We start from the raw sequence: 24,376 nt of genomic DNA on the forward strand, positions 1-24,376 counted from the left end.
CGTTCTGCTAATAACTTTATTTCCACAACTAAAAGGCTTTTCCCGGTCCGGCTTAAACATATTTAACCACCCGGGAAATGGTCTTCTTTATTTATTAAAATATTCTTTCTGCTATTCCGACGTTAAACAAATATTAACCGGATAACAAAAATGATACTTACAACATGCGCAAAACCATAGTAATAGATGTAGTAGGGCTTACCTCCCGCTCCATTAATGATAACACGCCTTTCCTGAAAAGATGGGCCGCAGAAGCTAAATTAGCCAACGTAGGCCATGTATTACCGGCCGTTACCTGTTCGGTGCAGGCAACTTACCTAACCGGCAAATGGCCTACCGAGCACGGCATTGTGGGCAACGGCTGGTATTTTAGAGACGAGTGCGAAATAAAATTATGGCGGCAATCGAACAAACTGGTACAGGCGCCCAAAATCTGGGAAGTAGCCAAAGCCCAGGACCCGACTTTTACCTGTGCCAATATTTGCTGGTGGTACGCCATGTACAGTGCTGCCGATTATACCGTTACGCCCCGCCCGCAGTATTTGGCCGATGGCCGTAAAATGCCTGATTGCTATACTTACCCAATGGAACTACGCGATCACCTGCAGGCCAAGCTGGGTACTTTCCCGCTGTTCGATTACTGGGGTCCAAAAACAAATATCCGGTCGAGCCGCTACATTGCCAATGCCGCCATTGAGGTAGATAAACTGCACAACCCTACGCTTACCATGGTTTACCTGCCCCACCTCGACTACAACCCGCAGCGCTACGGCCCCGACGACCGCAGTGTGAACAAAGACCTACAGGAAATTGACGAGGTATTAAAAGATTTAATTACGCATTTCGAAAGCAGAGGCGCCCAGGTTATTATTTTGTCGGAGTACGGGATTACGCACGTGAACCAACCCATTCATATCAACCGGGCCTTGCGCGAAAACGGGTATATTTCGGTGCGCGAAGAGCGGGGCACCGAGCTATTAGACGCCGGCACTTGTAAAGCTTTTGCCCTCGCCGACCACCAGGTAGCCCACGTGTACGTGAATGATTTATCGAAGCTGGAAGAAGTTCGTAAACTGGTTGCGAGCTTACCGGGTGTAGAAAAGGTAATTGGCCCTGAAGAAAAAGCCGCTTACGGCATTGATCATGAGCGCGCCGGCGAACTCGTAGCCGTGGCCGATAAAAACTCCTGGTTTACTTATTACTACTGGCTCGACGATAACCGTGCGCCCGACTTTGCCCGCATTGTAGATATTCACAAAAAGCCCGGTTACGACCCGGTCGAAATGTTTACCAACCCGGATATTAAGTTTCTGATACCCAAAGTAGGCTTTAAAGTTCTGAAGAAAAAAATAGGCTTCCGGATGCTCATGGATATAATTCCGTTGGATGCCACCTTGATAAAAGGTTCGCACGGCCGCAAACCCGATAACCCGGCTGATGCGCCGGTAATACTAACTAAAAACAAAGGTTTATTGGCGGCAAATCAGGTAGAAGCAACTGAGGTATTCAATATTATCATGGCCCACCTGCAAGGTTAATCAACCTAACTCAGCCAAAAACGATAAGAACAAAGTCTGCAACGCTACAAAAGCGGCAGACTTTGTTTTTATCAACTTTAAAAATCAGCGCGGAATCCGCCAGGTTATCCCCCCGCCCGCAAAATAATCGGGTGCTTCTTCGTTCAACCCCAAAGCGCCTATTACATCCAGTTGCAGATTAGGCAACAGCTTAAATAAAAATCCCATATCGGCTAAGTGCTCGGCTTTACCCAAATGCGGTTTTTGCCCCGCAATCTCGGCAAAATAGGTTAACTTATCGGTTAATTTTAAGTCGCCGGTTACTGCATACAAAGCTTCTCCGCGGTATTCTTCGTGGTCGCGGTGCTTGCGGTAACCCAAATTATACTGCAACTCAACTTTATCAGATAAGGCACTGCTAAAAAGTAATCTGCCTTCGGGCGCCGCGTGGGGCGGCCGGAATTCTTTGTCACCAACGGGTAAGGTTACATTACCCAAAAAAGAAACCTGGGGAATGGCGCCCTTGCCTTCGTACAGTTGTACTTTGGCACCTACCATTACATCGTTAAACCCCAGCTTATTCTTACTTTCCGCGCCAGCTAAAGCTTCTGTTCTTTCTTTTTTTAAATCGGCATTCAGGCGGAGTTCCATTTTTTTCAAAATACCAATTCGGATCAGCGTAGTGGGGTCTAAATATTCTTTCTGGTCGCCTGCCTCCGAATGTTTTTTCTGAAATTCAAACCCGGTTTCTATTTGTAAAGTGCCCCGTGGTATTACGGCGGGTGATTGGGCGCGCGTCGGCCGGTCGGTATTAAGTTCCTCGCTTTCCTGGGCAAAAAGGAATAGCGGAGTACCCAATAACCACACCATTAACATAAGTATCTTCTTCATAGTTTTTTGGTTTGTTTTGTAACCACCATCCTATTACGCCAAACTTTTCCGGAGGTATATACTACCACGCTTAGTAGCGCAGAATTAGGTATCTACCTCCGGATTCGTACGCATAAGTACCAAAGCAAAAGGGCAGCTATACCCAGTATAACTGCCCTCTTCGCTGACTACAAAACAAATTATTGCTTAACGGGTGTTCTGAAATGCAGCACCAGCCAGTAAATAAAGAGTGTAATAAAAACAATGCCGAGCCCCAGCGATTCTCTTCCTTCTTCAATATTTATGGTTTTCATGCCGTTTTTTAAAGCCACTCCTTCCCAATGCGCAGGCCACTGGTAAATAGCGCCGGCAAAGTAAAACAAGGCTGCTACCAGCAGTATCGATAACAGCAGAAAAGGACGATTATTTTTAATCCGCCACATTACTAATGATAATATTGCCGGAAGCAGGTAAATCGGAATCCAGATATGTGGGTCGGGGTCGTTGTATTGTACCACGGCAAAAGTTACAAAAACCAGGGCCATAATTATGGCAAAAACACGAATAGCCATAGGTGTTATTTTAATAGGTTTAATTTATTCATTAGAAAAACCAAATATATTAAATACTTGCTTCCATCCTACCAATCGGGTTTATTTTAAGACAACTTTCTGCCACCAGCAAGTGGTAGCCGCTTACTCCTATTGCTCCATACCAATACGGAAAATTATTTATTTCTGCTGTTTTAGCTAAGCTTAATTATTGCTTCTTGGCATAAGCTATCGTTTTGCGCAGGCGTTATTACCCCAACTGAAAAACAAAAAGGCCGCTAAAAATAGCAGCCTTTTCTGGTGGTGGATAATATAGTACAATCTTTAATGCCAACCCAAGTTAAAGAACGATTATGTTGTTTTTACCTGGTAACTTATTATGGCATCAGGTTTTTACCTTAGTGATGAACAGCCATTTCCATCTCTTTGGATTTCTTAGAATTTTTTTGCCAGAAAAACAAGATGGTAAACAACACTATCAGTATAGCCGGGAAGGCTATCATTTTTTCTAAAGTATCTTGTCCGGTAGCCAGTTCTAAGGCATTGCCGGTAAGTCCCTGGGCAGTATAGGTTGCTCTGGATTCATCAATCCAGTTGCCTATAATAGGCTGAAAAATGGAGGAAGAGAACATGCCCACCGCACCAATAATAGACATACCTAAAGCGCTGCTCAAAGGAACTCTTTGGGCCACGGAACCAACCATAACCGGCCAGAAATAGCAATAACCAAAAGCAAAAACTACGGCTGCCACATAAGCCATGGGGCCGGTTACCGTGCTAAACAAATAAATACCAATGGCGGCAAATATGGCACTTGCCAGTAAAACACCTGTCTGACCAAGAGCTGCCACCACCGGACCAGCAAAAAACCGGCCCACGGTTACTAACCCGGCGGTTAAGGCTAATATTAACATCGGTTCGGCACCGCTGCTACCCAATATAATTCCTACCCACTGGCCAGGGCCAAACTCGGTAATAGCAGTTAAGGTCATGCATACAATCAGGAATAAATAGAGCGGGCTGAACATGGCCTTCAGGTTTTGGCTAATAGAAGTTGCTCCTTCCACATGTGGTTTCGGGAAAGCTTTTCCGAAAAATAAAAAAGCATAGGTTATAGCTGGTATTACGATAACCCACATCTGGGCTTGCCAGGAGAAACCTAAATTAGTCATGAAGTTGGAGATAAGAGAACCAACCAGGATACCGCCCGGGAACCACATGTGGAACCGGTTCAGCATTTTGTTCATTTTAACCCCCGAGTACATATCAGCAATCATAGGGTTACAGGCTGCTTCGGTACAGCCATTAGCAATACCAATTAAAAGCGTTGAAATAAGCAGTGTGGTATATCCGCCCGCATAGATAGTTAACAGAATACCCAAGGCGTGGGCCACAAAGGCAATATTCATAATAATTCTAGGACCAACCGTATGGTAAACCAAGCCCCCGATAACCATGGAAATAGGGAAACCCAGGAACCACATAGAGTTAATAAATCCTAATTGTTCGGCAGACAGGCCAAATTCGGCGCCTAACTGCGGTAAAATACCGGCTCTGATAGAAAAGGTAAAACCCGTAGTGATGAGGGCAAAGCAACTCCCATAAAACAGAGCGCTTCTGTTAATGTTCTCGTTCATTAAATTTAGTTTTTTAGGTTTATAATGTGGAAGTAAGTATAGAGCAACTTAAATAGCTTTAATTTTAAAGTAAATGGCAAAAATTAAAGCTGCCGGATTTTGATATTTTTATACCACACTTTATCGCCGTGGTCCTGCAGGGCAATATGACCTTTTTTAATGCGGCCGTAGCCTGGCATAGCAGCAAACTTGCTGCCCTTTACCATGGCTTCCCACTCAGGGCTGCCTAACTGGTATTCTACTACTTTTTTACCGTTCAGCCAGTGTTCTACGTGGCCTTTGTTAACTACCAATCTTACGGTATTCCACTGGCCGGCCGGTTTTACTGCGGGCGTAGACAAGGGAATCATATCGTAGTTAGAACCGGCCTGGCGGTTACCGTTCTTGCCTTGTTTAGCATCCGGGTGCCGCTCATCATCCAATACCTGCATTTCGGGACCGGTATGGTAGGTTGCTTTGTATTGCGGATCTTCCGATACATTATAAATAATACCGCTGTTGCCGCCTTCCGATATTTTCCAGTCCAGCATCAACTCATAATTTTCGTATTGGTTTTTAGTAATAATATCGCCGCCGCCTTTGCCGGTGAGGGCAATAGCGCCATCTTCAACCTGCCAGACAGTAGGCACATTATCTTTCCGAAACCCACGCCATTGGTCCATCGATTTACCATCGAACAAAAGCGTCCAGCCGGCAGCCTTTTCTGCTTTGGTTAAAGCATTGTCGGTTTTACCTGCAGGCTTTTTAGCTTGGGCAAGCAGTGTGTACGATAAACAAATGGCCAGCGCAAAGGCCGCCATAAACTTTAAGTTACTTAAATTCTTTCTCATTTGGGTGAAAAACTGACCTTTTAATTTATTCAAATTCGATTAAAAATAAAGAAATTAAAAGGATAAGACCTAATAATTTAACCAAGTATTTATTTAATTTTTTTCACTTTGTATTTTTTACAACAATATCATTTTACCACTGAAATGTTTTAAATAAATTCGGCTGATAATTATCTATTTATCAATATGACACAAACATTTGTCTTTGTCAGAATAAATATTGGCCTTATATATCCGGTTTTAAGCTTCGCCTGACTGGCTGGCAACAGACCCGCTGGAAACTTAGCTAAAAAGGACAACGGAAAAATATAAATTCAAGTAGTTATAAAAGAACCATACCCGAAATATTCTGTTGTAATTACATTTTATAATTATTCCACAATACCTTACATTTAGAGGTAATTTTACATCGTTATATGTTAAACCACCCAATTAAAAGAATTAGATAAACAAACAAAATGAAAATCAAAAATTATCGGCAGCTGTTAGCCGGAAGTGCATTTGCACTAATGGTTTTTGCCTTTTTTGCTTTCAGCAAACTTCTGGTACAGCCCAAAATCCTTATTTTTAGTAAAACCAGTGGTTTTTACCACACCTCTATTCCCAAAGGCAAAATTGCCCTGATGAAATTGGCCAGTGAAAACAACATGGTAGCCGACACCACTACTAACCCGGCCGTGTTTACCGATGCCAACCTGAAAAATTATGCGGCTGTAGTTTTTTTAAGCACTACCGGCGACGTACTTAATAATTATCAGGAAGCAGCTTTTGAACGCTACATTCAGGGTGGTGGGGGCTTTATGGGCATACACGCCGCCGCCGACACCGAGTACGACTGGGGCTGGTACGGCCGCCTGGTGGGTGCTTACTTCCTGAGCCATCCGAAACAACAGGACGCCGTTATACAGGTAACCAACCGCAAACACCCGGCTACCAAGCATTTGCCTAAAAAGTGGAAACGCTGGGACGAGTGGTACAACTACAAAAACATAAATCCGGCTATTAAGGTGCTGATGAACCTGGATGAGACTTCTTACGAAGGCGGTAAAAACGGTAAAAACCACCCGATAGCCTGGTACCACGAGTACGATGGCGGCCGCGCTTTTTACACCGGCTTAGGCCATACCGACGAATCTTATCTGGACCCGCAGTTTCTGAAACATTTACTGGGCGGCCTGCAGTACGCTATTGGTAAAAACGTTACTTTAGATTATGCCAAAGCCAAAACCCAGAATGTACCCGAAGACGACCGTTTTGTAAAAACCCTGTTAACCCAGGGCGGCTTTACCGAACCTACCGAGATGGCCATTCTGCCAAATTTCGATATTCTGGTAGGCCAGCGCCGGGGTGAAGTAATGCTTTATACCCAAAAAACCGGCGAAGTAAAAGAGGTTGCTAACCTGAATGTATTTTTTAAGAGTACCACTATGCAAGGCCCGGGTAACGCCGAAGAAGGCCTGATGGGATTGGCTGCCGACCCGGACTACGCGACGAACAACTTCATATATGCTTATTACAGCCCGGCCGATAAAGTAGTAAACCGCTTATCGCGTTTTGTTTTCCGCAATGGTACTTTTGATAAGGCTTCGGAAAAAATAATTTTAGAGATACCCACCGAACGTCATATTTGCTGCCATACCGGCGGTTCTATTGCGTTTGGCCCCGATAAATTATTATACCTTTCTACCGGCGACAACTCCACCCCATTTGATAAGCCTAAAGCGAGGTACGTAAACTCGGGTTATGCCCCGCTGAACGACCAGCCCGGCGATAAGCAATACGATGTGCGCCGCTCATCCGGTAACACTAACGATTTAAGAGGTAAAATCTTACGCCTCAAAATTAACCCCGATGGTAGCTACGATATTCCGCAAGGTAATTTATTCCCGAAAGGCACCGACAAAACCCGCCCCGAAATTTATACCATGGGCCACCGCAACCCTTACCGGATTTCGATAGATCAAAAGAAGAACGTGTTGTACTGGGGTGAAGTTGGTCCCGATGCCCGCGCAGATAGCATGGCTACCCGCGGCCCTAAGGGTTACGACGAGGTAAACCGGGCGGCTAAAGCCGGGCATTATGGCTGGCCTTATTTTATCGGTAATAATTATCCTTACCGTCAGTTCGATTATGCCACTGGTAAATCCGGCGAAGCTTTTGATCCGGCTAAACCGGTAAACAATTCAAAAAATAATACGGGTCTTACCCAATTGCCACCAACTACGCCAGCCTTTATCTGGTACCCTTACGACGAGTCTAAAGATTTCCCGCAAGTTGGTACCGGCGGCCGTAATGCTATGACCGGCCCGGTTTATTATTCCGATATGTTCCCGGCTGCCACCCGTTACCCCTCTTACTACGATGGTAAGCTAATTATTTACGACTGGATTCGGGACTGGATAAAATTTGTGACCATTACGCCCGATGGCAAATACGACAAAATGGAGCCATTTATGCAGAATGCGAAACTGGCCTCAGTAATTGATATGGAAGTAGGTCCAGACGGACGCTTGTACCTGCTGGAATACGGCAAAGGCTGGTTCACGAAAAACCCGGATGCCGGCCTTTCACGCGTTGATTATTTAGCCGGTAACCGTCCGCCAAAAGTTTCTGCGTTAGAAGTAGATAAACTAAACGGTAACTTACCGTTTACTTTTACCGCCAGCGTACAAGCCAACGACCCGGAAAAAGATGCCCTAACCTACGTTTGGACCATTGGTAACGAAACCAAGGAAACAAAAGAGCCCCGCCTGCAACACACTATTACCAAAGCCGGCAATTACAAAATAAATGTAAAGGTACAGGATACAGAAAAAGCTTTTAGTACCAGCAATACCGTAGAAGTTTATGCTGGTAATGCCCAGCCTGTGGTAAATATTAATTTGCAAGGCAACCGCTCTTTCTACTTCCCGAACAAACCGGTAGCTTATAATATTAAAGTTACCGATCCGGGCGCCAAAGTAGACATGAAAAACCTGCACGTAACTTCTGACTTTATTCAGGGCAGAGACTTGGCTTCGGCTTCTACCGGTCACCAGATTATATCCGAAGCTATCCAGGGCCGCAACATTATGATGAATTCTGATTGTAAAGCCTGCCATGCCATTACCGAAAAATCGATTGGGCCATCGTTTACCGAGGTAGCTAAAAAATACCAGAAAGATACGCGGGCGCATGAATATTTAGCTTCTAAAATTATTAAAGGGGGTAGCGGTGTTTGGGGCGGCAACGTAATGCCGGCGCACTTAACCATGCCCGAAGGTGATGTTCGCCAGATTGTAACCTGGATTTTAACGTTAGCAGACGCTGGAAATGCCAAAGCCAGCTTACCGGCCAGCGGCAAAATAACGCCGGCCTTAAATGAGCAAAAGAAACAGGAAAATGTATTCCGGTTAATTGCTACCTACACCGACAACGGCGGACCGGGTGGCATTAGCCCACTGGCTGGTTCCGGTTCTATCTACCTGCGCAACAGCGTAATGGATGTGCGCGACTTAACCCAGGCACAAGGCTTTGCAAGAAGAGATTCGGCTGGTGCGGCTTACCTGGTACTGCCTAACAACCAGGGCGTAATAAAAGCCGGACAACTGGATTTAAATGGCATTAACCGGCTAGAGTTAACTGCCTTTAGTGGTATGCGTCCTGGTACTTACCAGGTAGAACTTAGAAGCGGCAAACCTAACGGAACTCTCCTGGCTCAAGCCCAGATGAATTTACCCGGTAATCGCCAACGGGCAACTACCAGTGTACCGCTCCAGAAAAATGGTAATGGTAACGGCGAGGGCTCCGGTTCCGAACCGTTACAGGATATTTATTTAGTAGTTAAGCAACAGCAAGCCGGTGGCCGTGCCCTGCTGAAAACCATTAGCTTTATTCCGGAATAAATATTCTGAGTTAGTAATCAAGTAAATAAAATAACCGCTTCTGTATTTTTTAAGTACGGAAGCGGTTTTCTTTTTTTACCCTCCATATAATTCTAAAGGATTGACTTAGATTAACAAAAAATTAGGAAGCATTTAAGAAATTATTAACTTAAGCAGATGGATTATTAGGTTGATGGCAATTGCAGCTATTCTTTTTAAATGACAAAATGTCCTTATCTATATAGACCCAAATACAAGGATGAATAAAAATCAACAAGCAGAATTTGTTAAATGGTTTGGACCATTATTAGATGCTTTAAGAGAATTAGGATATTCAGGTAAGCCTAAAGAAGTTTCTGACACTATAGCTAAAAATTTAAAATTGAATGAATCAGTTTTAGATGCAGCGCTAAAATCAGGTGCAAACAGATTTCATAATCAAGTAGCTTGGGCTAGGCAGTATTTAACTTGGGAAGGACTATTAGATTCTTCAGAAAGAGGAACTTGGAAACTGACAGAAAAGGGAAAGAATACTAAATTGAACCAAGAGGAATCTAGAAAGCTTTTTTTAAAGTGGGTAGAAATCAATCAAAAAGCTCGAAAAAGTAAATCTTCTATACAAAGCATTAAAGAACAAGAAGAAGAGGATCCGGAATCAATTGAAATTCCAGCAGAATCTACCCTGATTGATGTATTACAAAGTCTGTCTCCATCTGGTTTTGAAAACATTTGTAAAGAACTTTTACGAGAACACAATTTTGAAAATGTTCAAGTAACAGGAAAATCGCACGATGGCGGAATAGATGGATTTGGTATTTTAGAAATTAATCCCTTTGTAAGTTTCAAAGTCCTTTTTCAATGCAAAAGATATAAGGGCTCAGTGTCCCGAGCCCAAGTTGGAGACTTCAGAAATGCAATGATTGGTAGAGCAGAGAAAGGTATAATATTAACTACTGGTACATTTACTAATGAAGCTATTAAAGAAGCGTCAAGAGACGGTGCACCGCAAATCGAGTTGGTTGATGGTAAAAAATTAGTTCAAATGTTTGAAAAAGTTGAATTAGGAGTTAAACCTAAAGTAGTATATGAGGTTAATTTAAACTATTTCCAAAAATTTAAAGATTAAGTTCTGTAATGCCTGGTATAACACCATAGCACAAGAAGCCCTGGCTAAATTATTTACCAGGGCTTCTTGTTTGCTTAAAATATTTATTATCTACTCTAAACCTAATACCTTACGGTTGTAAGCTTCATCGGAGCCAGTGCTGGCAAAGTCGTCGAAAGCGCGTTCAGTGCGGCGGATCATGTGTTGCTGAATAAACGGAGCTCCTTCGCGGGCGCCATCTTCCGGATGCTTCAGGGCACACTCCCACTCCAACACGGCCCAACCTTCGTAATTGTACTGAGCCAGTTTGCTGAATACACTTTTAAAATCTACCTGTCCATCGCCTAATGAACGGAAACGGCCCGGACGATTTACCCAATCCTGGTAGCCACCGTACACCCCGGAACGGCCATTCGGGTTAAACTCGGCATCCTTCACGTGGAACATCTTAATAAATTCGTGATAAATATCGATGTACGCCAGGTAATCTAATTGCTGCAGCACGAAATGACTTGGATCGTAGAGCAGGTTTACGCGCTTATGGTTACCAGTTGCTTCCAGGAAACGCTCGAAAGTAATTCCATCGTGCAGGTCTTCCCCCGGGTGAATTTCGTAACAAACATCTACGCCCGATTCGTCGAAGGCATTCAGAATAGGCAGCCACCGGTTGGCCAGTTCTTTAAAGCCGGTTTCTACCAGCCCGGCGGGGCGCTGCGGCCACGGATAAACGGTATGCCACAACAAAGCACCCGAAAAAGTGGCGTGGGCATTTATTCCTAAATTACGGCTAGCCTTAGCCGCGTATTTTAACTGTTGTACGGCCCATTCGGTCCGGGCTTTTGGGTTGTTGTGGTATTGCTGGGGAGCAAAGCCATCGAACATGCTGTCGTAAGCCGGGTGTACGGCCACTAATTGTCCTTGTAAGTGCGTAGAAAGCTCGGTTATCTCTAAGCCATTGGCCTGCGCTACACCTTTCAATTCATCGGCATAGGTCTGGCTTTCGGCCAGTTTTTGCAAATCTACTAATTGGGTAACCCAGGTCGGAAGTTGCACCCCTTTGTAACCTAAACCAGCCGCCCATTTACACATATTCTCGAAAGAATTAAAGGGGGCCTCATTGCCCGCAAACTGGGCTAAAAATATTCCGGGTCCTTTCATATTTTAATTTTTAAATCCGCAGCCATAAGGCCACAGCATATTGTTAATAAAAAAATTTATTAAAAGACTTAAGTACTGTTAAAGTGCCGGTTAAGCAGCAATCATTGCAGAGGTTAAAGAAATAAAATCCTGTCATTCAGGAGGAACCCATTTGGCTAACTGCTAAATAGGTTCCTCCTGAATGACAGAATTGAGCTTCATCCAATTGTAATTTATTTAAACTGCTACCCAAGCTTGCTTCCGGTTCGATTCCAGAATGCGCTCGCAGATAAGTAATTCGCGGTAACCATCGGCAAAAGTCGGGAACGTTGGATTTTCGGGCTGCTTACCGGCTTCAATGGCGGCGTAAACTTCTTTAAACAGTTGCTTAGAGGTATCGGGGAAACCTTCGTTATGGCCGCCGGGGAAAGTAATAACCGACCGTACTTCCGGATGAACCAGCGACGGATCGCGCATCAGCACCTGGTTAGCGCCGTCGCGGTTACCAATCCACATTTCATTTGGCGCTTCGGAGTTCCAGGCAAACGTAGATTTAGAACCGGCAATTTCCAGTTTCATCTGGTTTTTGCGGCCAGCCGATACTTGCGATACCGTAATAACGCCGCTGTTGCCATTATCGAACCGGAGCAATACGTTGGCATGGTCTTCGGTATTAATTTCCACATCGGCGTAGTCTTCCGGGGTCAGCATTTTACCGGAATAAGTTTCTACGGGCTTCAGTGGCTTTTTGCGGGTTTTATGAATGGTAGTAAAATCAGCCATTACCGAAGTAGTTTTTAAGCCGGTAATATATTCCAGTACATCCATTAAATGCGAACCAATATCGGCAATGGCCCGCGAATCGCCGGATTTATCGGGTTCTAAGCGCCAGTTGTAGTCGGTATTGTAAAACAGCCAGTCTTGCAGGTACGAACCGATAAAAGAGTAAATATCGCCCAATTCGCCTTTTTCGCGCATGGCTTTCATTTGACGCACCAGCGGGTAATAACGCAGGTTAAAGTGAACGGCATTTACCAAACCGGTTTGGGACGCAATGCTCACCAGTTCTTCGGCTTCCTCTAAATTTTTAGCTAATGGCTTCTCGCATACCACGTGCTTGCCAGCCTGCAAAGCCGCTTTCGATTGCGAATAGTGCAGGAAGTTGGGCGTACAAATATGCACACTGGTAATATCATCCTGTTTCAACAAGTTTTCGAAGGTATAATAGCGCTCAATGCCCAAGCCTTCGGCTTTTTGTTTCGCTAATTCTTCGGTTATCTCGCACAGGGCGGCTACTTCTACGTTCGGAAGCCGCCGAAGGGCTTCGATATGAGCCGGGCCAATAAAACCCGTTCCTACTACACCTACTTTAATTTTCTTCATAGTGGATTTAAATGAATTACTATTTTTAGGTTGATTTTTAATTTTAAAATAACTTTAACCTGTTGTTAAATAGGCTTTTGTTCAAATATTAAATAAATCTCTGGCTTTGGAAACTACATTTGTCATTCAGGAGGAAACTTGTTGGCGTTCTGCTAAAAAGTTTCCTCCTGAATGACATCTGTGTTGCTGTATTTTTAATACTTACCTAGGGTATCAGCAAACTTACACCACAAATTTCGTCCACTTCTCGTTAGAATTAGCCGAAGCCAAACAGGTATCAATAAAAGCTAAGCCCCGGATACCTTCTTCAATACCCGGAAAATCGGTGTAAAGCGGGTTAGGTTCCTGGCCGGTTAGGCGGGCCTTGAGCGTATAGGCAAAGTTGCGGTACAAGTTAGCGAAGGCTTCTAAAAATGCCTCGGGGTGGCCGGCCGGAATACGGGTATGCGCCTTGGCCGCTTCGGATAAATTGCCTACCCCGGTCCGTATTCGACGGGCACCTTCCTGGTTAGTTTTGTAAATAAGCGTATTGGGCTCCATTTGCCACCACTGCAAACCACCAAATTCGCCATATATTCTTATGTTAAAATCATTTTCTTCGCCGTTGGCAATCTGGCTGGCGTGCAGCACGCCTTTGGCACCGTTCTCAAAACGCAGCAACACATTGCCATCATCCTCCAACCGGCGGCCTTCTACAAAAGTGGTTAAATCGGCACAAAGCTCGGTTATTTTAAGGCCGGTAATATATTCGGCCATGTTTTCGGCGTGGGTACCAATATCGCCCATGCAACCGGCGGCTCCCGAACGGGCCGGGTCGGTGCGCCAATCGGCTTGCTTATTGCCGGTAGCTTCCAGCATCTGCGCCAGCCAACCCTGCGGATACTCCACAATCACTTTCCGGATTTCACCTAGTTTGCCGCTCCTGATTATTTCGCGGGCTTCTTTCACCATGGGGTAGCCGGTGTAGTTGTGCGTCAGGCAAAACAACATACCGGTGCGCTCTATTACTTCTTTTAATTCCAGCGCTTCGGGCAAATTAAGCGTTACCGGTTTATCGCATACCACATGAAACCCGTTCTCCAGCGCCATTTTAGCCGGCGCAAAGTGCAGGTGGTTAGGCGTTACAATCGATACAAAATCCATGCGCTCGCCTTCGGGTAATTCTTTTTCCCGCTGAATCATTTCTTCAAAATTGGCATACACGCGGTTTTCCGGCAAATACAAGTCGGCACCGGATGCACGGGAACGCTCGGGGTCGCTGCTGAAAGCGCCGCATACCAATTCAATTTCCCCGTCTAAGGTAGCGGCCATGCGGTGAACAGATCCAATGAAGGCGCCCCGGCCACCTCCAACCATACCCATTCTCAGTTTTCTATTCATAGTCTGTTGTGTTACTTTAGGTTCAATATTTTTTGATTTTGATGTAATCAAATAAATTGCCTCTTCTTACGAAGTTAAGCGTCTAAAACTACTATTAAATATATTAATTAAGAATTCCAACCTTACTTTTTTAAGGCTTTTTCCAACACGTCCTTAATTTTAAAAATATCTCTTTCCCAAAATACCTTAATATCCGGTGTTAGCCAATCCCATAACTTTAAGGTAATAATCTTCCTTCAAAATAATTATCAGTTAATAAAATTTTTCCTACCCGTTTTATTTTTCCTACCGCTTTACCTGTCCAATATTATTAATAAATCAAGTAAGCTTATCTCCCACTCTTACTTAAAAGGATTTAACCCTTATTAATTATACTTTTCTCAATAACAGAACTTTATAGGTTTAATCTATCCAACAAAAAAGGCTATTTATTGCTGCTTAACTATATTTTTCAAAGCCGTTGTCTTTCTTCTTAAAACCCTTAAATTAGTAATTGTAAAGTTTACAATAAAATATTTAAACATTACAATTAGATAAAGCCGCCGCCGCTTTCCTCCTGATTTTTTTCTCTCTTATTATATATATCCACCTAAATCTTAAGTCACTTATGAAACTATTATTACGCAGAAGGCTGAAGTATCTGTTCATGCTTCACTTTATTTTTATGGCGGTTGCTGGGGTTTATGCCCAGGGTACCTCCATCCGCGGGAAAGTCACCGCCGAAACAGGAGAAAGTTTACCAGGCGTAACTATCCTGCAAAAAGGAACTACCAACGGCACCACTACTGACACGGAGGGGAATTATGCACTTTCCTTATCCAGCAGTAGCGGTACTTTGGTTTTTTCTTTTATTGGCTACGAAACCAAGGAGGTTAATTTCTCAGCAAATCAGACAACACTGAATATAAGACTGGAGGCCGATGCGAAAGCCTTGGAGGAAGTGGTGGTAGTGGGGTATGGTACCCAAAAGAAAGAAACCGTAACCGGTGCTGTTACATCGGTAAAAGGGGCCGAAGTAACTAAAAGCCCGGCGCTGAATGTGGCTAATAATTTAGCGGGGCGTTTGCCTGGTTTAACCACAGTCGGTTCCAGCGGCGAACCTGGTTACGATGGGGTAAGGCTAAGAATCCGGGGTGTGAATACCTTTGGCAAGGCTGATCCGTTAGTGGTAGTAGATGGTGTTCCCGGCCGATCCTTAGAACGCATCGACCCTAATACTATCGAGAGTATTTCGGTATTAAAAGATGCCTCAGCGGCTATTTACGGCGCCCAGGCGGCTAACGGGGTAATATTAATCACGACCAAACGCGGAAAAACCGGAAAACCAACAATAACCGCCTCTTTTAACCAGGGTTATGGCCGGCCCACCCGGATACCCGACATGGCTAATGCGGCTGAATACGCTACCATGTTAAATGAAATTGACCAGTACGCCGGGAAAGCACCCCGCTTCCAGCCCGCAGATATTCAAAAATTTCAGGATGGTTCTGATCCCTGGGGACACCCGGATACCGATTGGTTTAGAGAAGTACTTAAGCCGTGGTCCGGGCAAAATCAGGGCAACGTCTCGGTTTCGGGAGGCAGCGAAGCGATGAAATATTTTGTATCGTTAACCAGCCGGACCCAGGACGGTTTTTATTTTAACAGCGGCACCAAATATAATCAATACGACTTCCGCTCTAACCTGGATGGTAACATCACCAAAAACATTAGCCTGGGGGTAGATTTATCCGGCCGGATGGAAGACCGGAATTTCCCGACCCGCTCGGCCGGCAGTATTTTCCGGATGGTCATGCGCGGCAAACCTAATCTGCCGGCATACTGGCCCGATGGCACCCCTGGTCCGGACATTGAATACGGCGATAACCCAGTGGTAGTAAGTACCAAAGCAACCGGTTACGACCGGGATAAGCGGTATGTAATGAACAGTAATTTTAAATTAAATGTACAATTACCCTGGGTAAAAGGCCTTTCCTTTACCAGTAATGCCGCCATAGATAAAGGAGTTAGGTTTAATAAAACTTTCCAGACACCCTGGTATTTATATTCCTGGGATGGCAAAACCATGGATGCCAATGGCAAGCCGGTTTTGGTTAAAGGTAAAAAGGGCTTTGAAGATCCGCGCTTAAACCAGTATATGGAAGATAATCTGGGTATACTGTTAAATGGCCTGTTAAATTACGAAAGGACCTTTGCTACTGATCATGGCTTTAAGTTTTTAGTAGGGATTGAAAGAATTACCAATAGCGGCGATAATTTCAATGCTTTCCGGCGTAATTTCACTTCTACTGCCATCGACCAATTATTTGCAGGAGCAGTAGACCAGTTCACTTCCAACACTGGTTCGGGTTATAACCGAGGCCGTCTGAATTATTTTGGCCGGGCAAATTACGATTTCAAAGCCAAATACCTGGCTGAGTTTGTATGGCGTTACCAGGCGTCCTATATCTTCGAAAAATCCAGCCGATTCGGCTTTTTCCCGGGCGTATCTTTAGGCTATGTGGTGTCGCAGGAAAATTTCTGGAAGAATATTACCCCGGTTAACTATTTTAAACTGCGCGCTTCGTGGGGCAAGACGGGTTTTGACGAAGTCTCTTTCGAAGACGTTTTACAAGAGTACCGTTACCTGACTACCTATGGCCTGGGTGGGCTGGCTTTTGTAGATAACGGCGGCGCTAACTTTAACCCAACCTTGTACGAGAATGGTGTGCCCAACGCAAATACCACCTGGGAAAAAGCGCTTCAGCGTAATATTGGTTTTGATGCCGAGCTTTTAGATGGCAAAGTTTCTATTACAGCTGATTATTTTAATAACCAGCGCTCCGATATTTTATGGCGGCGCAATGCCAGTATTCCTTTATCTACGGGTATGCAATTGCCTCCGGAAAATATTGGTAAAACCGCTAACCGGGGTTTTGATTTTAACATCGACTACAAAAACAACATCAATGGCGATTTTACTTATTCCGTTGGTTTAAACGGCGGGTATGCTAAAAACAAAATTGTGTTTTGGGATGAAGCTCCCGGTAACCCCGATTACCAGTTATCTACCGGCCGCCCTATTGGTTCTCCTTTGTATTACCAGGCCATCGGTATTTTCAAAGACCAGGCAGCGGTTGATGCCTACCCCCACTGGTCCGGTGCCCGCCCCGGCGATGTCATATTCGAAGATGTAAATAAGGATAGCAAAATTGATGCGAATGACCGGGTAAGAATGCCCAAAAGTGATATTCCGACCTGGACCGGTGGCCTTAATCTAAATATTGGATTTAAAGGTTTCGACTTTACGGCGTTGGTACAAGGCGCGGCCGGTGCAGCCAGGTATATTACGACGGAGTCGGGCGAGATCGGCAACTTTTTACAGAGCTTCCATGATAACCGCTGGACACCGGAAAACCCAAATGCTTCCGGTCCGCGCACCTTTAACCGTTCTAACGAATACTGGATGAGCCAGCAAAATACTTTCTGGTTCCGGAAAACCGATTACGTGCGGTTAAAAAATATTGAAATCGGTTACAGCTTACCGGCCTTTACCCAAAAATGGGGAATCCAAAGATTAAGAATTTACACCAACGCCTATAATTTATTAACCTACAGTCCGGATTATAAAGATTTTGATCCCGAATTAGGAAGCGGATCCGGCCAGGGTTACCCGCTGCAGAAAATTATAAACGGTGGTTTATCAGTTAACTTTTAAGTTATGATCATGAAAAAGAGAATATATCAAATATTAATAGCTTGTGCATTAGCCGGTTCAACTTCCTGCGATACCGAATTTCTGGACAAACCGCCCGTAGATAAATTTTCGGATACCGCCGTTTGGCAGGATCCCGCACTCGCCAAAACCTTTGTGAATAATATCTACCTGGGTATTCCTATTCCCTGGACCGCACTGATGCTATCTTCTACTACCGACGAATCGATGGCGGTTTGGGATTGGGAAAGTAGCAACGTTACCAAAAGCCAGATTACGCCCAGTTATATGGCCATTTTTGATCCCTCCTTCTGGACCAGTTCGCTGCGAGACATGACCTGGAACAATAGTTATAAGAATATCCGGGCCTGTAATTTATTTCTGGAGAAAATTGATGGGGTACCTTTCGATGATCCCAAGCAGAAGGATGCTTTAAAAGGAGAGGTACTGTTCCTGCGGGCTTATTTTTATCATCAGCTAGTGTCTTTATACGGTGGCGTACCGCTTATAAACAAGGCCTACACCCTTACCGATGAATTTACGGCGCCAAGAGAGTCTTACGAGAACAGTATAAAATTCATTGCCGAGGAGTGTGATAAAGCGGCGGCTTTATTGCCGGCTTCCGGCGACAAAGCCCGCGCTACTAAGGGAGCAGCATTAGCCTTAAAATCCCGTGCCTTGTTATACGCGGCCAGCGATCTGTTTAATTCGAATGCTTCCTGGGCGGGCAACTTTACAAATAAAGAACTGGTGGGTTATACCGGTGGCAACCGGCAAGCCCGCTGGCAGGCCGCCAAGGATGCGGCCAAGGCTGTTATAGATTTAGGTTTGTATAACCTGTATGGCGGCGAAAATCCGGGTTCGGCCGACGTGGCTTCTAAAAATTATGCGGGTTTATTCCTGAATAACGGCAACTCCGAAGATATTATGCTGCAATTCTGGGACGTTGCCCATGATAACGCCTGGGACCGGGGAAACCCTGGCTTATTTAATGGTCCGAATGGCTGGCACAACTGGGGCGGCAACACCCCTATTGGGCAATTAGCCGACTCTTACGAAATGCAGGATGGCACTAAGTTTAACTGGACCAATCCTTTACACAAAGCTGACCCTTATGTAAACCGGGATCCGCGGTTTTATGCCAGTATTTTATACGAAGGAGCATCTTGGCGGATACGGCCGGCCGATGTAAGAGGAAGCGAACCCCGAGGTTTGGTACAGGTAGGATTTTATAAGAGAGCCGATGGTACTACCGTACCTGGATACGATACCAAAAAGAGCCCAATTGAAGACTGGAATGGCGGCAGCACGGGCTATTACCTGCGCAAGTTTATCGATCCCAATATTGATCATCAGTATAACAAGCAGCAACTACCTTGGCGCCGTTTCCGGTATGCCGAAATACTGCTGAATTATGCCGAAGCTTGTTTAGGTTTAGGTCAGGAAACGGAAGCCCGCACGTATATTAATAAAGTAAGAGCCCGGGTTGGCATGCCGCCGGTAACTGAAAGTGGCACCGCATTATTGGAGCGTTACCGCAACGAACGCCGGGTAGAATTAGCGTATGAAGAGCATCGGTACTACGATGTTCGTCGTTGGATGATTGCTCCGCAGGCCTATGAAAATGCAACTGGTGTAGAAGTGAATGGCACCATGAACGCAGACGGCACTATCACCAACCGCACCTACGCTGTTATCAAAGCCCAGGATCGCGCCTGGAACCCGCGGTTCTACTTCCTGCCGATAAAGATTGATGAAATGAACCGGAATAATAAGCTTATTCAGAATCCGCTTTATTAAGAAAATTTGCTTTACCCTGACCAGAAAAGCTGCGCTGGAAGTACAGCTTTTCTGGCCGGAATAAAGGAGATAAATTAACGTCCTTCAGCTACTCCAAAAACAGGAGTAAACGCGCAACAACCCTGGCACTAGCTTCGGGCACTAGCTAAAACGAGGTTCGAATACAACAATGATTGGTGTTTAAATAAATAGCCTAACCGATTTTATAAAATAGTGAACTTGAACCGGATAATTGATTAAACTTTGTAAACCTTACAATAAGTAATAATCAAATAGTTTTAGTTATTAGAATTATTATTTTATATTTCAGTTAATTTATACACCAACTAATTAGCCCCCAACCTACACGGGAACCTTATTAAAATTATGAAACGTCGAGATTTTGTTACGAAAACATTGGCTGCCGGTTCAGCGGCTTTAGCTATGAGCACATCGGTATTAGGCGCTTCGGCGGCCCTGCCTTTTGTAAAAGGTCCATTGGCTCCGGCCTCGGTTGCTGCCAAGCGCAAATTTAAGCTAAACTACGCCCCGCACTTTGGCATGTTTAAAAATTTGGCCGGCGACGACCTGATAAAGCAATTGCAGTTTATGGCCGACCAGGGTTTTACCGCCCTCGAAGATAACGGCCTGATGGGTCGTCCGGCGGATGTACAGGAAAAAATTGGCAAAGAACTGGCCCGTCTGAACATGACCATGGGGGTTTTTGTAGTTGATAAAGGTGGCAACGGCGCCAACACCTTAGCAGCCAGCAAACCGGAACACGTAGAAATATTCCTGAACGGTTGTAAACGCGCCGTAGAAACTGCCAAACGCGTAAATGCCAAATGGGTAACCGTAGTACCCGGTAACTTCGACCGCAGTTTACCGATTGGGGTACAAACCGGCAACGTAATTGAAGCCCTGCGCCGCGGTGCTGAAATATTGGAGCCGCACGGCATTACCATGGTATTGGAGCCGCTCAGCGATTCACCCGACTTGTTCCTGCGGACTTCCGACCAGACTTACATGATTTGCAAAGGCGTAAACAGCCCTTCGTGTAAAATATTGTTTGATATTTATCACATGCAGAAAAACGAAGGCCGCATTATTTACAACATGGAACGGACCTGGAACGAAATTGCTTACATCCAGGTGGGTGATGAACCGGGTCGGAAAGAACCAGGCACCGGCGAAATAAACTACCGTAACGTTTTCAAGCACATCTACAACAAAGGTTTTAAAGGTGTAGTGGGTATGGAACATGGCAACGCGATGCCCGACAAAAAAGGCGAACAAGCGGTAATTGAGGCCTACGTACAGGCCGACAGCTTTAGCATATCTTAAGTATTTTATTTTTTAGTATTATCCACCCATGCATAATAATTTTCTGAAAGATTTATCGGCTCGCATGCCCCGGATTACGCGGCACCGACTCTTTAAACCGGGAGCCGACATTACGCTGGCAGCCTTAATGGCTGTTAGCGTGGCCTTTAACCCGGGCAAGAGCCTACTGGCTGTAGCTGACCCCGAAACCGACGGGCTGGAAACCGCCGCCGGCCTAGAAACCAAAGTATTTGCCACCGCCCCCATGACCTTGAACCTGACCAACATGGATATTGATGCCAAAGGCCGGGTATGGGTAACTGAAGCGGTAAATTACCGCCTCCAGCATAACCCCGAAAATAAAGGGCGGCCGGAAGGCGACCGCATCCTGATTCTGGAAGATGTGGATGGTGATGGCAAAGCCGATAAACAGAAAGTTTTTTACCAGGGTAAAGACGTAGATGCCGCTTTGGGTATAGCCGTGCTGGGAAATAAAGTAATTGTATCGGCCTCGCCCAACGTATTTATTTTTACCGATACCGACGGCGACGACAAAGCCGATAAAAAGGAATTATTATTTACCGGCATTGGCGGCGTGCAGCACGACCACGGCATGCATACCTTTACCTTTGGCCCCGATGGTAAATTATATTTCAACTTCGGCAACGAAGGCAAGCAGATCAAAGACAAAAATGGGAACCCCATAAAAGACCAGGCCGGCAATATTGTTGCCGATAACGGCAAACCTTACCGCCAGGGCATGGTGTTCCGTTGCAACCCTGACGGTTCTGAATTTGAAGTACTGGCGCATAATTTCCGGAATAACTATGAGGTAGCTGTAGACTCCTACGGTACCCTATGGCAATCCGATAACGACGACGACGGTAACCGCGGCGTGCGCATTAATTACGTGCTACCCTACGGCAACTACGGCTACCAGGACGAAAAAACCGGTGCCGGCTGGAGCGCTTACCGCATTGGCCAGGAAACGGAAATTCCGCTGCGCCACTGGCACCTGAACGACCCGGGTGTGGTACCGAATTTATTACAAACCGGTGCGGGCTCGCCAACCGGAATACTCATCTACGAAGGCAAATTATTACCCGCCCCGTTCCAGAACCAGATGATTCACTCCGATGCCGGCCCCAATGTAGTACGGGCTTACCCGGTAACGCCGGACGGTGCTGGTTACAAAGCCGAGATATTAAATATTGTAAAAGGCGTAAAAGACCAATGGTTCCGGCCATCGGATGTTACGGTAGCGCCGGATGGCTCGCTGTTTATTGCCGACTGGTACGACCCAGGGGTAGGTGGTCATCAGCAGGGCGAAGTGCAGAAAGGCCGGGTATTCCGGGTAGCTCCACCCAACACACCATACACCGTACCAAAATTTGACGTGAGTACTGCCAAAGGTGCCGTGCAAGCCTTACAAAGCCCGAACCTGGAAACCCGCTACTTTGCCTGGACCAGCCTCCGCCAGATGGATCGCAAAGCCGAAAAAGAACTGGCTAAGCTCTGGAAAAACGGTGAATCGCGGCAACGGGCCCGCGCCTTGTGGCTGCTGAGCAAAATAGCAGGACGCGGCCCAAAATACATCGACCAGGCCCTGAAAGATAAGGAATCTGATATCCGGATTACCGGCTTAAGGGCGGCGCTACAACTGAAAACAGATGTAACCCCAATTCTGAAAATGCTGGCGAAAGACGCTAACCCGCAGGTTCGCCGCGAAGTAGCTATTGCCTTGCGTTATAACAAATCGGCGGAAGCACCGGCTATCTGGGCCGACCTGGCCAGCCAATACAATGGCAAAGACAAGTGGTACCTGGAAGCCTTAGGTATCGCCTCTGATTTGCAGGCCGACAGCTTCTTTGCTGCCTGGACCGCTAAAGGTGGCGGTGATATTACCAAGGCTCCTGACCGCGACCTCATCTGGCGCTTCCGCTCCGCCGCTGCGTTGCCTAAACTGGCCCAGATTATTCAGCAAACCACCAATGCCGCTGAACTGCCGCATTATTTCCGGGCTTTCGATTTCCACGAAACATCAGCGGCCAAACAGCAGGCTTTGTTGAGTTTAATGGATGGCAACAGTCCGGTGCAGAAGGAAATGACGGCGCTGGCTTTGCAAGCCAGCGATAAATCGGTGCAAAAAGATGCTAAATTCCAGGCCGCCCTGAAACGGACCATCGAAGCCTCCCGGGGTACGAAGCAGTTTACCATGTTGCTGGAGCAGCACGGCTTACCCGAGTACAACCAGGAATTACAAGCCCTGGCGCTTACCGAACCCGGCAGCGAAACCAGTCGCGCGGCGGCCCGCGCTTTGGCCAAAGCCCCCGGTGGAACCGAAGTACTGGCCAAAGCTTTTAACAGCAAAGATCCGCAAATAGCCTTGGGCATGATAACCGCCGTTGGCAACTTCGAAAACAGCCAGGTGAAAGATTTGCTGCAAACTACCATGCTCGATACCAAACGTTCTTTGCCAGTCCGCCAATTGGCTTTGCAGAAATTTGGTGCCGGTGGGAGCGGCGAGGATCGCCTGGTAGAGCTGGTTAAGAATAAAAAGATTCCCGCGGATTTGGAAGAAACAGCTGCTAATACGCTGCTACGTGCCTGGCGTCCGGAAATAAAAGAAGTAGCTGCTATTTATTTTAAGAAGCCAACCCGCGAAGGCAAACCACTCTCACCTATTGCGCAGCTAGCCGTAATGACCGGTGATGCCGCCAGCGGGAAAGCCGTTTTTGCCCAGAGTTGCAACGTTTGCCACAAGGTGAATAACGAAGGTGCTTGGTTTGGCCCCGAGCTAACCGAAATCGGCAGCAAACTACCCAAGCAGGCTTTGTACACGGCTATTCTGCACCCCGATGCCGGTATTAGTTTTGGCTACGAAGGCTACACGGTTAAATTAAAAGATGGCAGCCAGATGGTAGGTATTATTGCCAGCCAAACCGAAGATAAACTGGACCTGCGCTTACCTGGTGGGCAGGTAATGAGCTATGCCATGAAAGACGTGGTTTCTAAAAAGCAAATGGACAAATCGCTGATGCCAGCCAACCTGCAGCAAGGTATGTCGGAAAAGGATTTGGTAAACCTGGTAGAATATTTGGCTTCGCTCAAAAAAGTATCAACTGCCAAACAGTAATCCGATCTGTTCGTAAGCTAATATGTCATTAATAATGAGTGAACATTAAATTGGATTAAAAGAAAGATATACAAGAGAAAGTAATGGAGGTGCCTGGGGCAGTTGTAAAAGTGAAGCAACTGCCCCAGGCACCTCCATTAAAGTAATATTAGCAGACCAAAAAAGTAAAAG

General features: G+C 45.7%; 14 protein-coding genes. 7 read left to right on the forward strand and 7 right to left on the reverse strand.

Features of this window, described 5'->3' with window-relative positions:
* The first annotated feature begins 164 nt into the window (after nt 1-164).
* On the forward strand, nt 165-1,538 hold the full coding sequence (locus AAE02nite_RS23320; protein WP_146904141.1) for an alkaline phosphatase family protein: 1,374 nt from the start codon (nt 165-167) through the stop codon (nt 1,536-1,538).
* 84 nt (nt 1,539-1,622) lie between these two features.
* Here AAE02nite_RS23320 and AAE02nite_RS23325 read toward each other — a convergent pair whose 3' ends face one another.
* The 4 genes from AAE02nite_RS23325 to AAE02nite_RS23340 form a co-directional block, all read right to left on the reverse strand.
* Nucleotides 1,623-2,408, reverse strand: coding sequence for a transporter (locus AAE02nite_RS23325; RefSeq protein WP_146904143.1), 786 nt, complete (start codon nt 2,406-2,408; stop codon nt 1,623-1,625).
* 179 nt (nt 2,409-2,587) lie between these two features.
* The gene (locus tag AAE02nite_RS23330; protein WP_146904146.1) at nt 2,588-2,959 is read right to left on the reverse strand and encodes a transmembrane 220 family protein; all 372 of its coding nucleotides are present in this window, start codon (nt 2,957-2,959) and stop codon (nt 2,588-2,590) included.
* Nucleotides 2,960-3,336: 377 nt separating this feature from the next.
* Entirely contained in the window at nt 3,337-4,575 is a 1,239-nt protein-coding gene (locus AAE02nite_RS23335) for an MFS transporter (RefSeq protein WP_146904149.1), read from the reverse strand.
* 83 nt (nt 4,576-4,658) lie between these two features.
* The gene (locus tag AAE02nite_RS23340; RefSeq protein ID WP_146904152.1) at nt 4,659-5,405 is read right to left on the reverse strand and encodes a 3-keto-disaccharide hydrolase; all 747 of its coding nucleotides are present in this window, start codon (nt 5,403-5,405) and stop codon (nt 4,659-4,661) included.
* Nucleotides 5,406-5,863: 458 nt separating this feature from the next.
* On the opposite strand from AAE02nite_RS23340, the gene AAE02nite_RS23345 reads away from it, so the two are divergent.
* On the forward strand, nt 5,864-9,289 hold the full coding sequence (locus AAE02nite_RS23345; RefSeq protein WP_218033546.1) for a ThuA domain-containing protein: 3,426 nt from the start codon (nt 5,864-5,866) through the stop codon (nt 9,287-9,289).
* Between the two features lie 238 nt (nt 9,290-9,527).
* The gene (locus AAE02nite_RS23350; protein ID WP_146904155.1) at nt 9,528-10,394 is read left to right on the forward strand and encodes a restriction endonuclease; all 867 of its coding nucleotides are present in this window, start codon (nt 9,528-9,530) and stop codon (nt 10,392-10,394) included.
* 90 nt (nt 10,395-10,484) lie between these two features.
* Here AAE02nite_RS23350 and AAE02nite_RS23355 read toward each other — a convergent pair whose 3' ends face one another.
* The 3 genes from AAE02nite_RS23355 to AAE02nite_RS23365 form a co-directional block, all read right to left on the reverse strand.
* The gene (locus tag AAE02nite_RS23355; protein ID WP_146904158.1) at nt 10,485-11,531 is read right to left on the reverse strand and encodes a sugar phosphate isomerase/epimerase family protein; all 1,047 of its coding nucleotides are present in this window, start codon (nt 11,529-11,531) and stop codon (nt 10,485-10,487) included.
* A 216-nt stretch (nt 11,532-11,747) separates the two neighbouring features.
* Nucleotides 11,748-12,893 carry a Gfo/Idh/MocA family protein gene (locus AAE02nite_RS23360; protein ID WP_146904161.1) on the reverse strand — a complete coding sequence of 382 codons (1,146 nt, stop codon included), beginning with the start codon at nt 12,891-12,893 and terminating at the stop codon, nt 11,748-11,750.
* 222 nt (nt 12,894-13,115) lie between these two features.
* On the reverse strand, nt 13,116-14,255 hold the full coding sequence (locus AAE02nite_RS23365; protein WP_146904197.1) for a Gfo/Idh/MocA family protein: 1,140 nt from the start codon (nt 14,253-14,255) through the stop codon (nt 13,116-13,118).
* 664 nt (nt 14,256-14,919) lie between these two features.
* On the opposite strand from AAE02nite_RS23365, the gene AAE02nite_RS23370 reads away from it, so the two are divergent.
* From AAE02nite_RS23370 to AAE02nite_RS23385, 4 genes are all read left to right on the forward strand, one after another.
* Nucleotides 14,920-17,970 (forward strand): SusC/RagA family TonB-linked outer membrane protein, encoded by a 3,051-nt coding sequence (locus tag AAE02nite_RS23370; protein WP_146904202.1) that lies wholly within the window; start codon nt 14,920-14,922, stop codon nt 17,968-17,970.
* Nucleotides 17,971-17,979: 9 nt separating this feature from the next.
* The gene (locus AAE02nite_RS23375; RefSeq protein WP_218033548.1) at nt 17,980-19,767 is read left to right on the forward strand and encodes a RagB/SusD family nutrient uptake outer membrane protein; all 1,788 of its coding nucleotides are present in this window, start codon (nt 17,980-17,982) and stop codon (nt 19,765-19,767) included.
* 366 nt (nt 19,768-20,133) lie between these two features.
* Nucleotides 20,134-21,090, forward strand: coding sequence for a hydroxypyruvate isomerase family protein (locus AAE02nite_RS23380; RefSeq protein WP_146904168.1), 957 nt, complete (start codon nt 20,134-20,136; stop codon nt 21,088-21,090).
* A 28-nt stretch (nt 21,091-21,118) separates the two neighbouring features.
* Entirely contained in the window at nt 21,119-24,205 is a 3,087-nt protein-coding gene (locus AAE02nite_RS23385; RefSeq protein ID WP_146904171.1) for a PVC-type heme-binding CxxCH protein, read from the forward strand.
* Nucleotides 24,206-24,376: the final 171 nt, after the last annotated feature.

Origin of the sequence: Adhaeribacter aerolatus, from assembly GCF_007991635.1 — a bacterium.
Classification (GTDB): domain Bacteria; phylum Bacteroidota; class Bacteroidia; order Cytophagales; family Hymenobacteraceae; genus Adhaeribacter; species Adhaeribacter aerolatus.

Bases quoted from the DNA above. Each gene is read 5' to 3' on its own strand.
- AAE02nite_RS23335 (WP_146904149.1), bottom strand. From the start codon at position 4,575: ATGAACGAGAACATTAACAGAAGCGCTCTGTTTTATGGGAGTTGCTTT.
- AAE02nite_RS23345 (WP_218033546.1), top strand. From the start codon at position 5,864: ATGAAAATCAAAAATTATCGGCAGCTGTTAGCCGGAAGTGCATTTGCA.
- AAE02nite_RS23360 (WP_146904161.1), bottom strand. From the start codon at position 12,893: ATGAAGAAAATTAAAGTAGGTGTAGTAGGAACGGGTTTTATTGGCCCG.
- AAE02nite_RS23385 (WP_146904171.1), top strand. From the start codon at position 21,119: ATGCATAATAATTTTCTGAAAGATTTATCGGCTCGCATGCCCCGGATT.
- AAE02nite_RS23350 (WP_146904155.1), top strand. From the start codon at position 9,528: ATGAATAAAAATCAACAAGCAGAATTTGTTAAATGGTTTGGACCATTA.
- AAE02nite_RS23325 (WP_146904143.1), bottom strand. From the start codon at position 2,408: ATGAAGAAGATACTTATGTTAATGGTGTGGTTATTGGGTACTCCGCTA.
- AAE02nite_RS23365 (WP_146904197.1), bottom strand. From the start codon at position 14,255: ATGGGTATGGTTGGAGGTGGCCGGGGCGCCTTCATTGGATCTGTTCAC.
- AAE02nite_RS23340 (WP_146904152.1), bottom strand. From the start codon at position 5,405: ATGAGAAAGAATTTAAGTAACTTAAAGTTTATGGCGGCCTTTGCGCTG.
- AAE02nite_RS23320 (WP_146904141.1), top strand. From the start codon at position 165: ATGCGCAAAACCATAGTAATAGATGTAGTAGGGCTTACCTCCCGCTCC.
- AAE02nite_RS23355 (WP_146904158.1), bottom strand. From the start codon at position 11,531: ATGAAAGGACCCGGAATATTTTTAGCCCAGTTTGCGGGCAATGAGGCC.
- AAE02nite_RS23375 (WP_218033548.1), top strand. From the start codon at position 17,980: ATGAAAAAGAGAATATATCAAATATTAATAGCTTGTGCATTAGCCGGT.
- AAE02nite_RS23370 (WP_146904202.1), top strand. From the start codon at position 14,920: ATGCTTCACTTTATTTTTATGGCGGTTGCTGGGGTTTATGCCCAGGGT.
- AAE02nite_RS23380 (WP_146904168.1), top strand. From the start codon at position 20,134: ATGAAACGTCGAGATTTTGTTACGAAAACATTGGCTGCCGGTTCAGCG.
- AAE02nite_RS23330 (WP_146904146.1), bottom strand. From the start codon at position 2,959: ATGGCTATTCGTGTTTTTGCCATAATTATGGCCCTGGTTTTTGTAACT.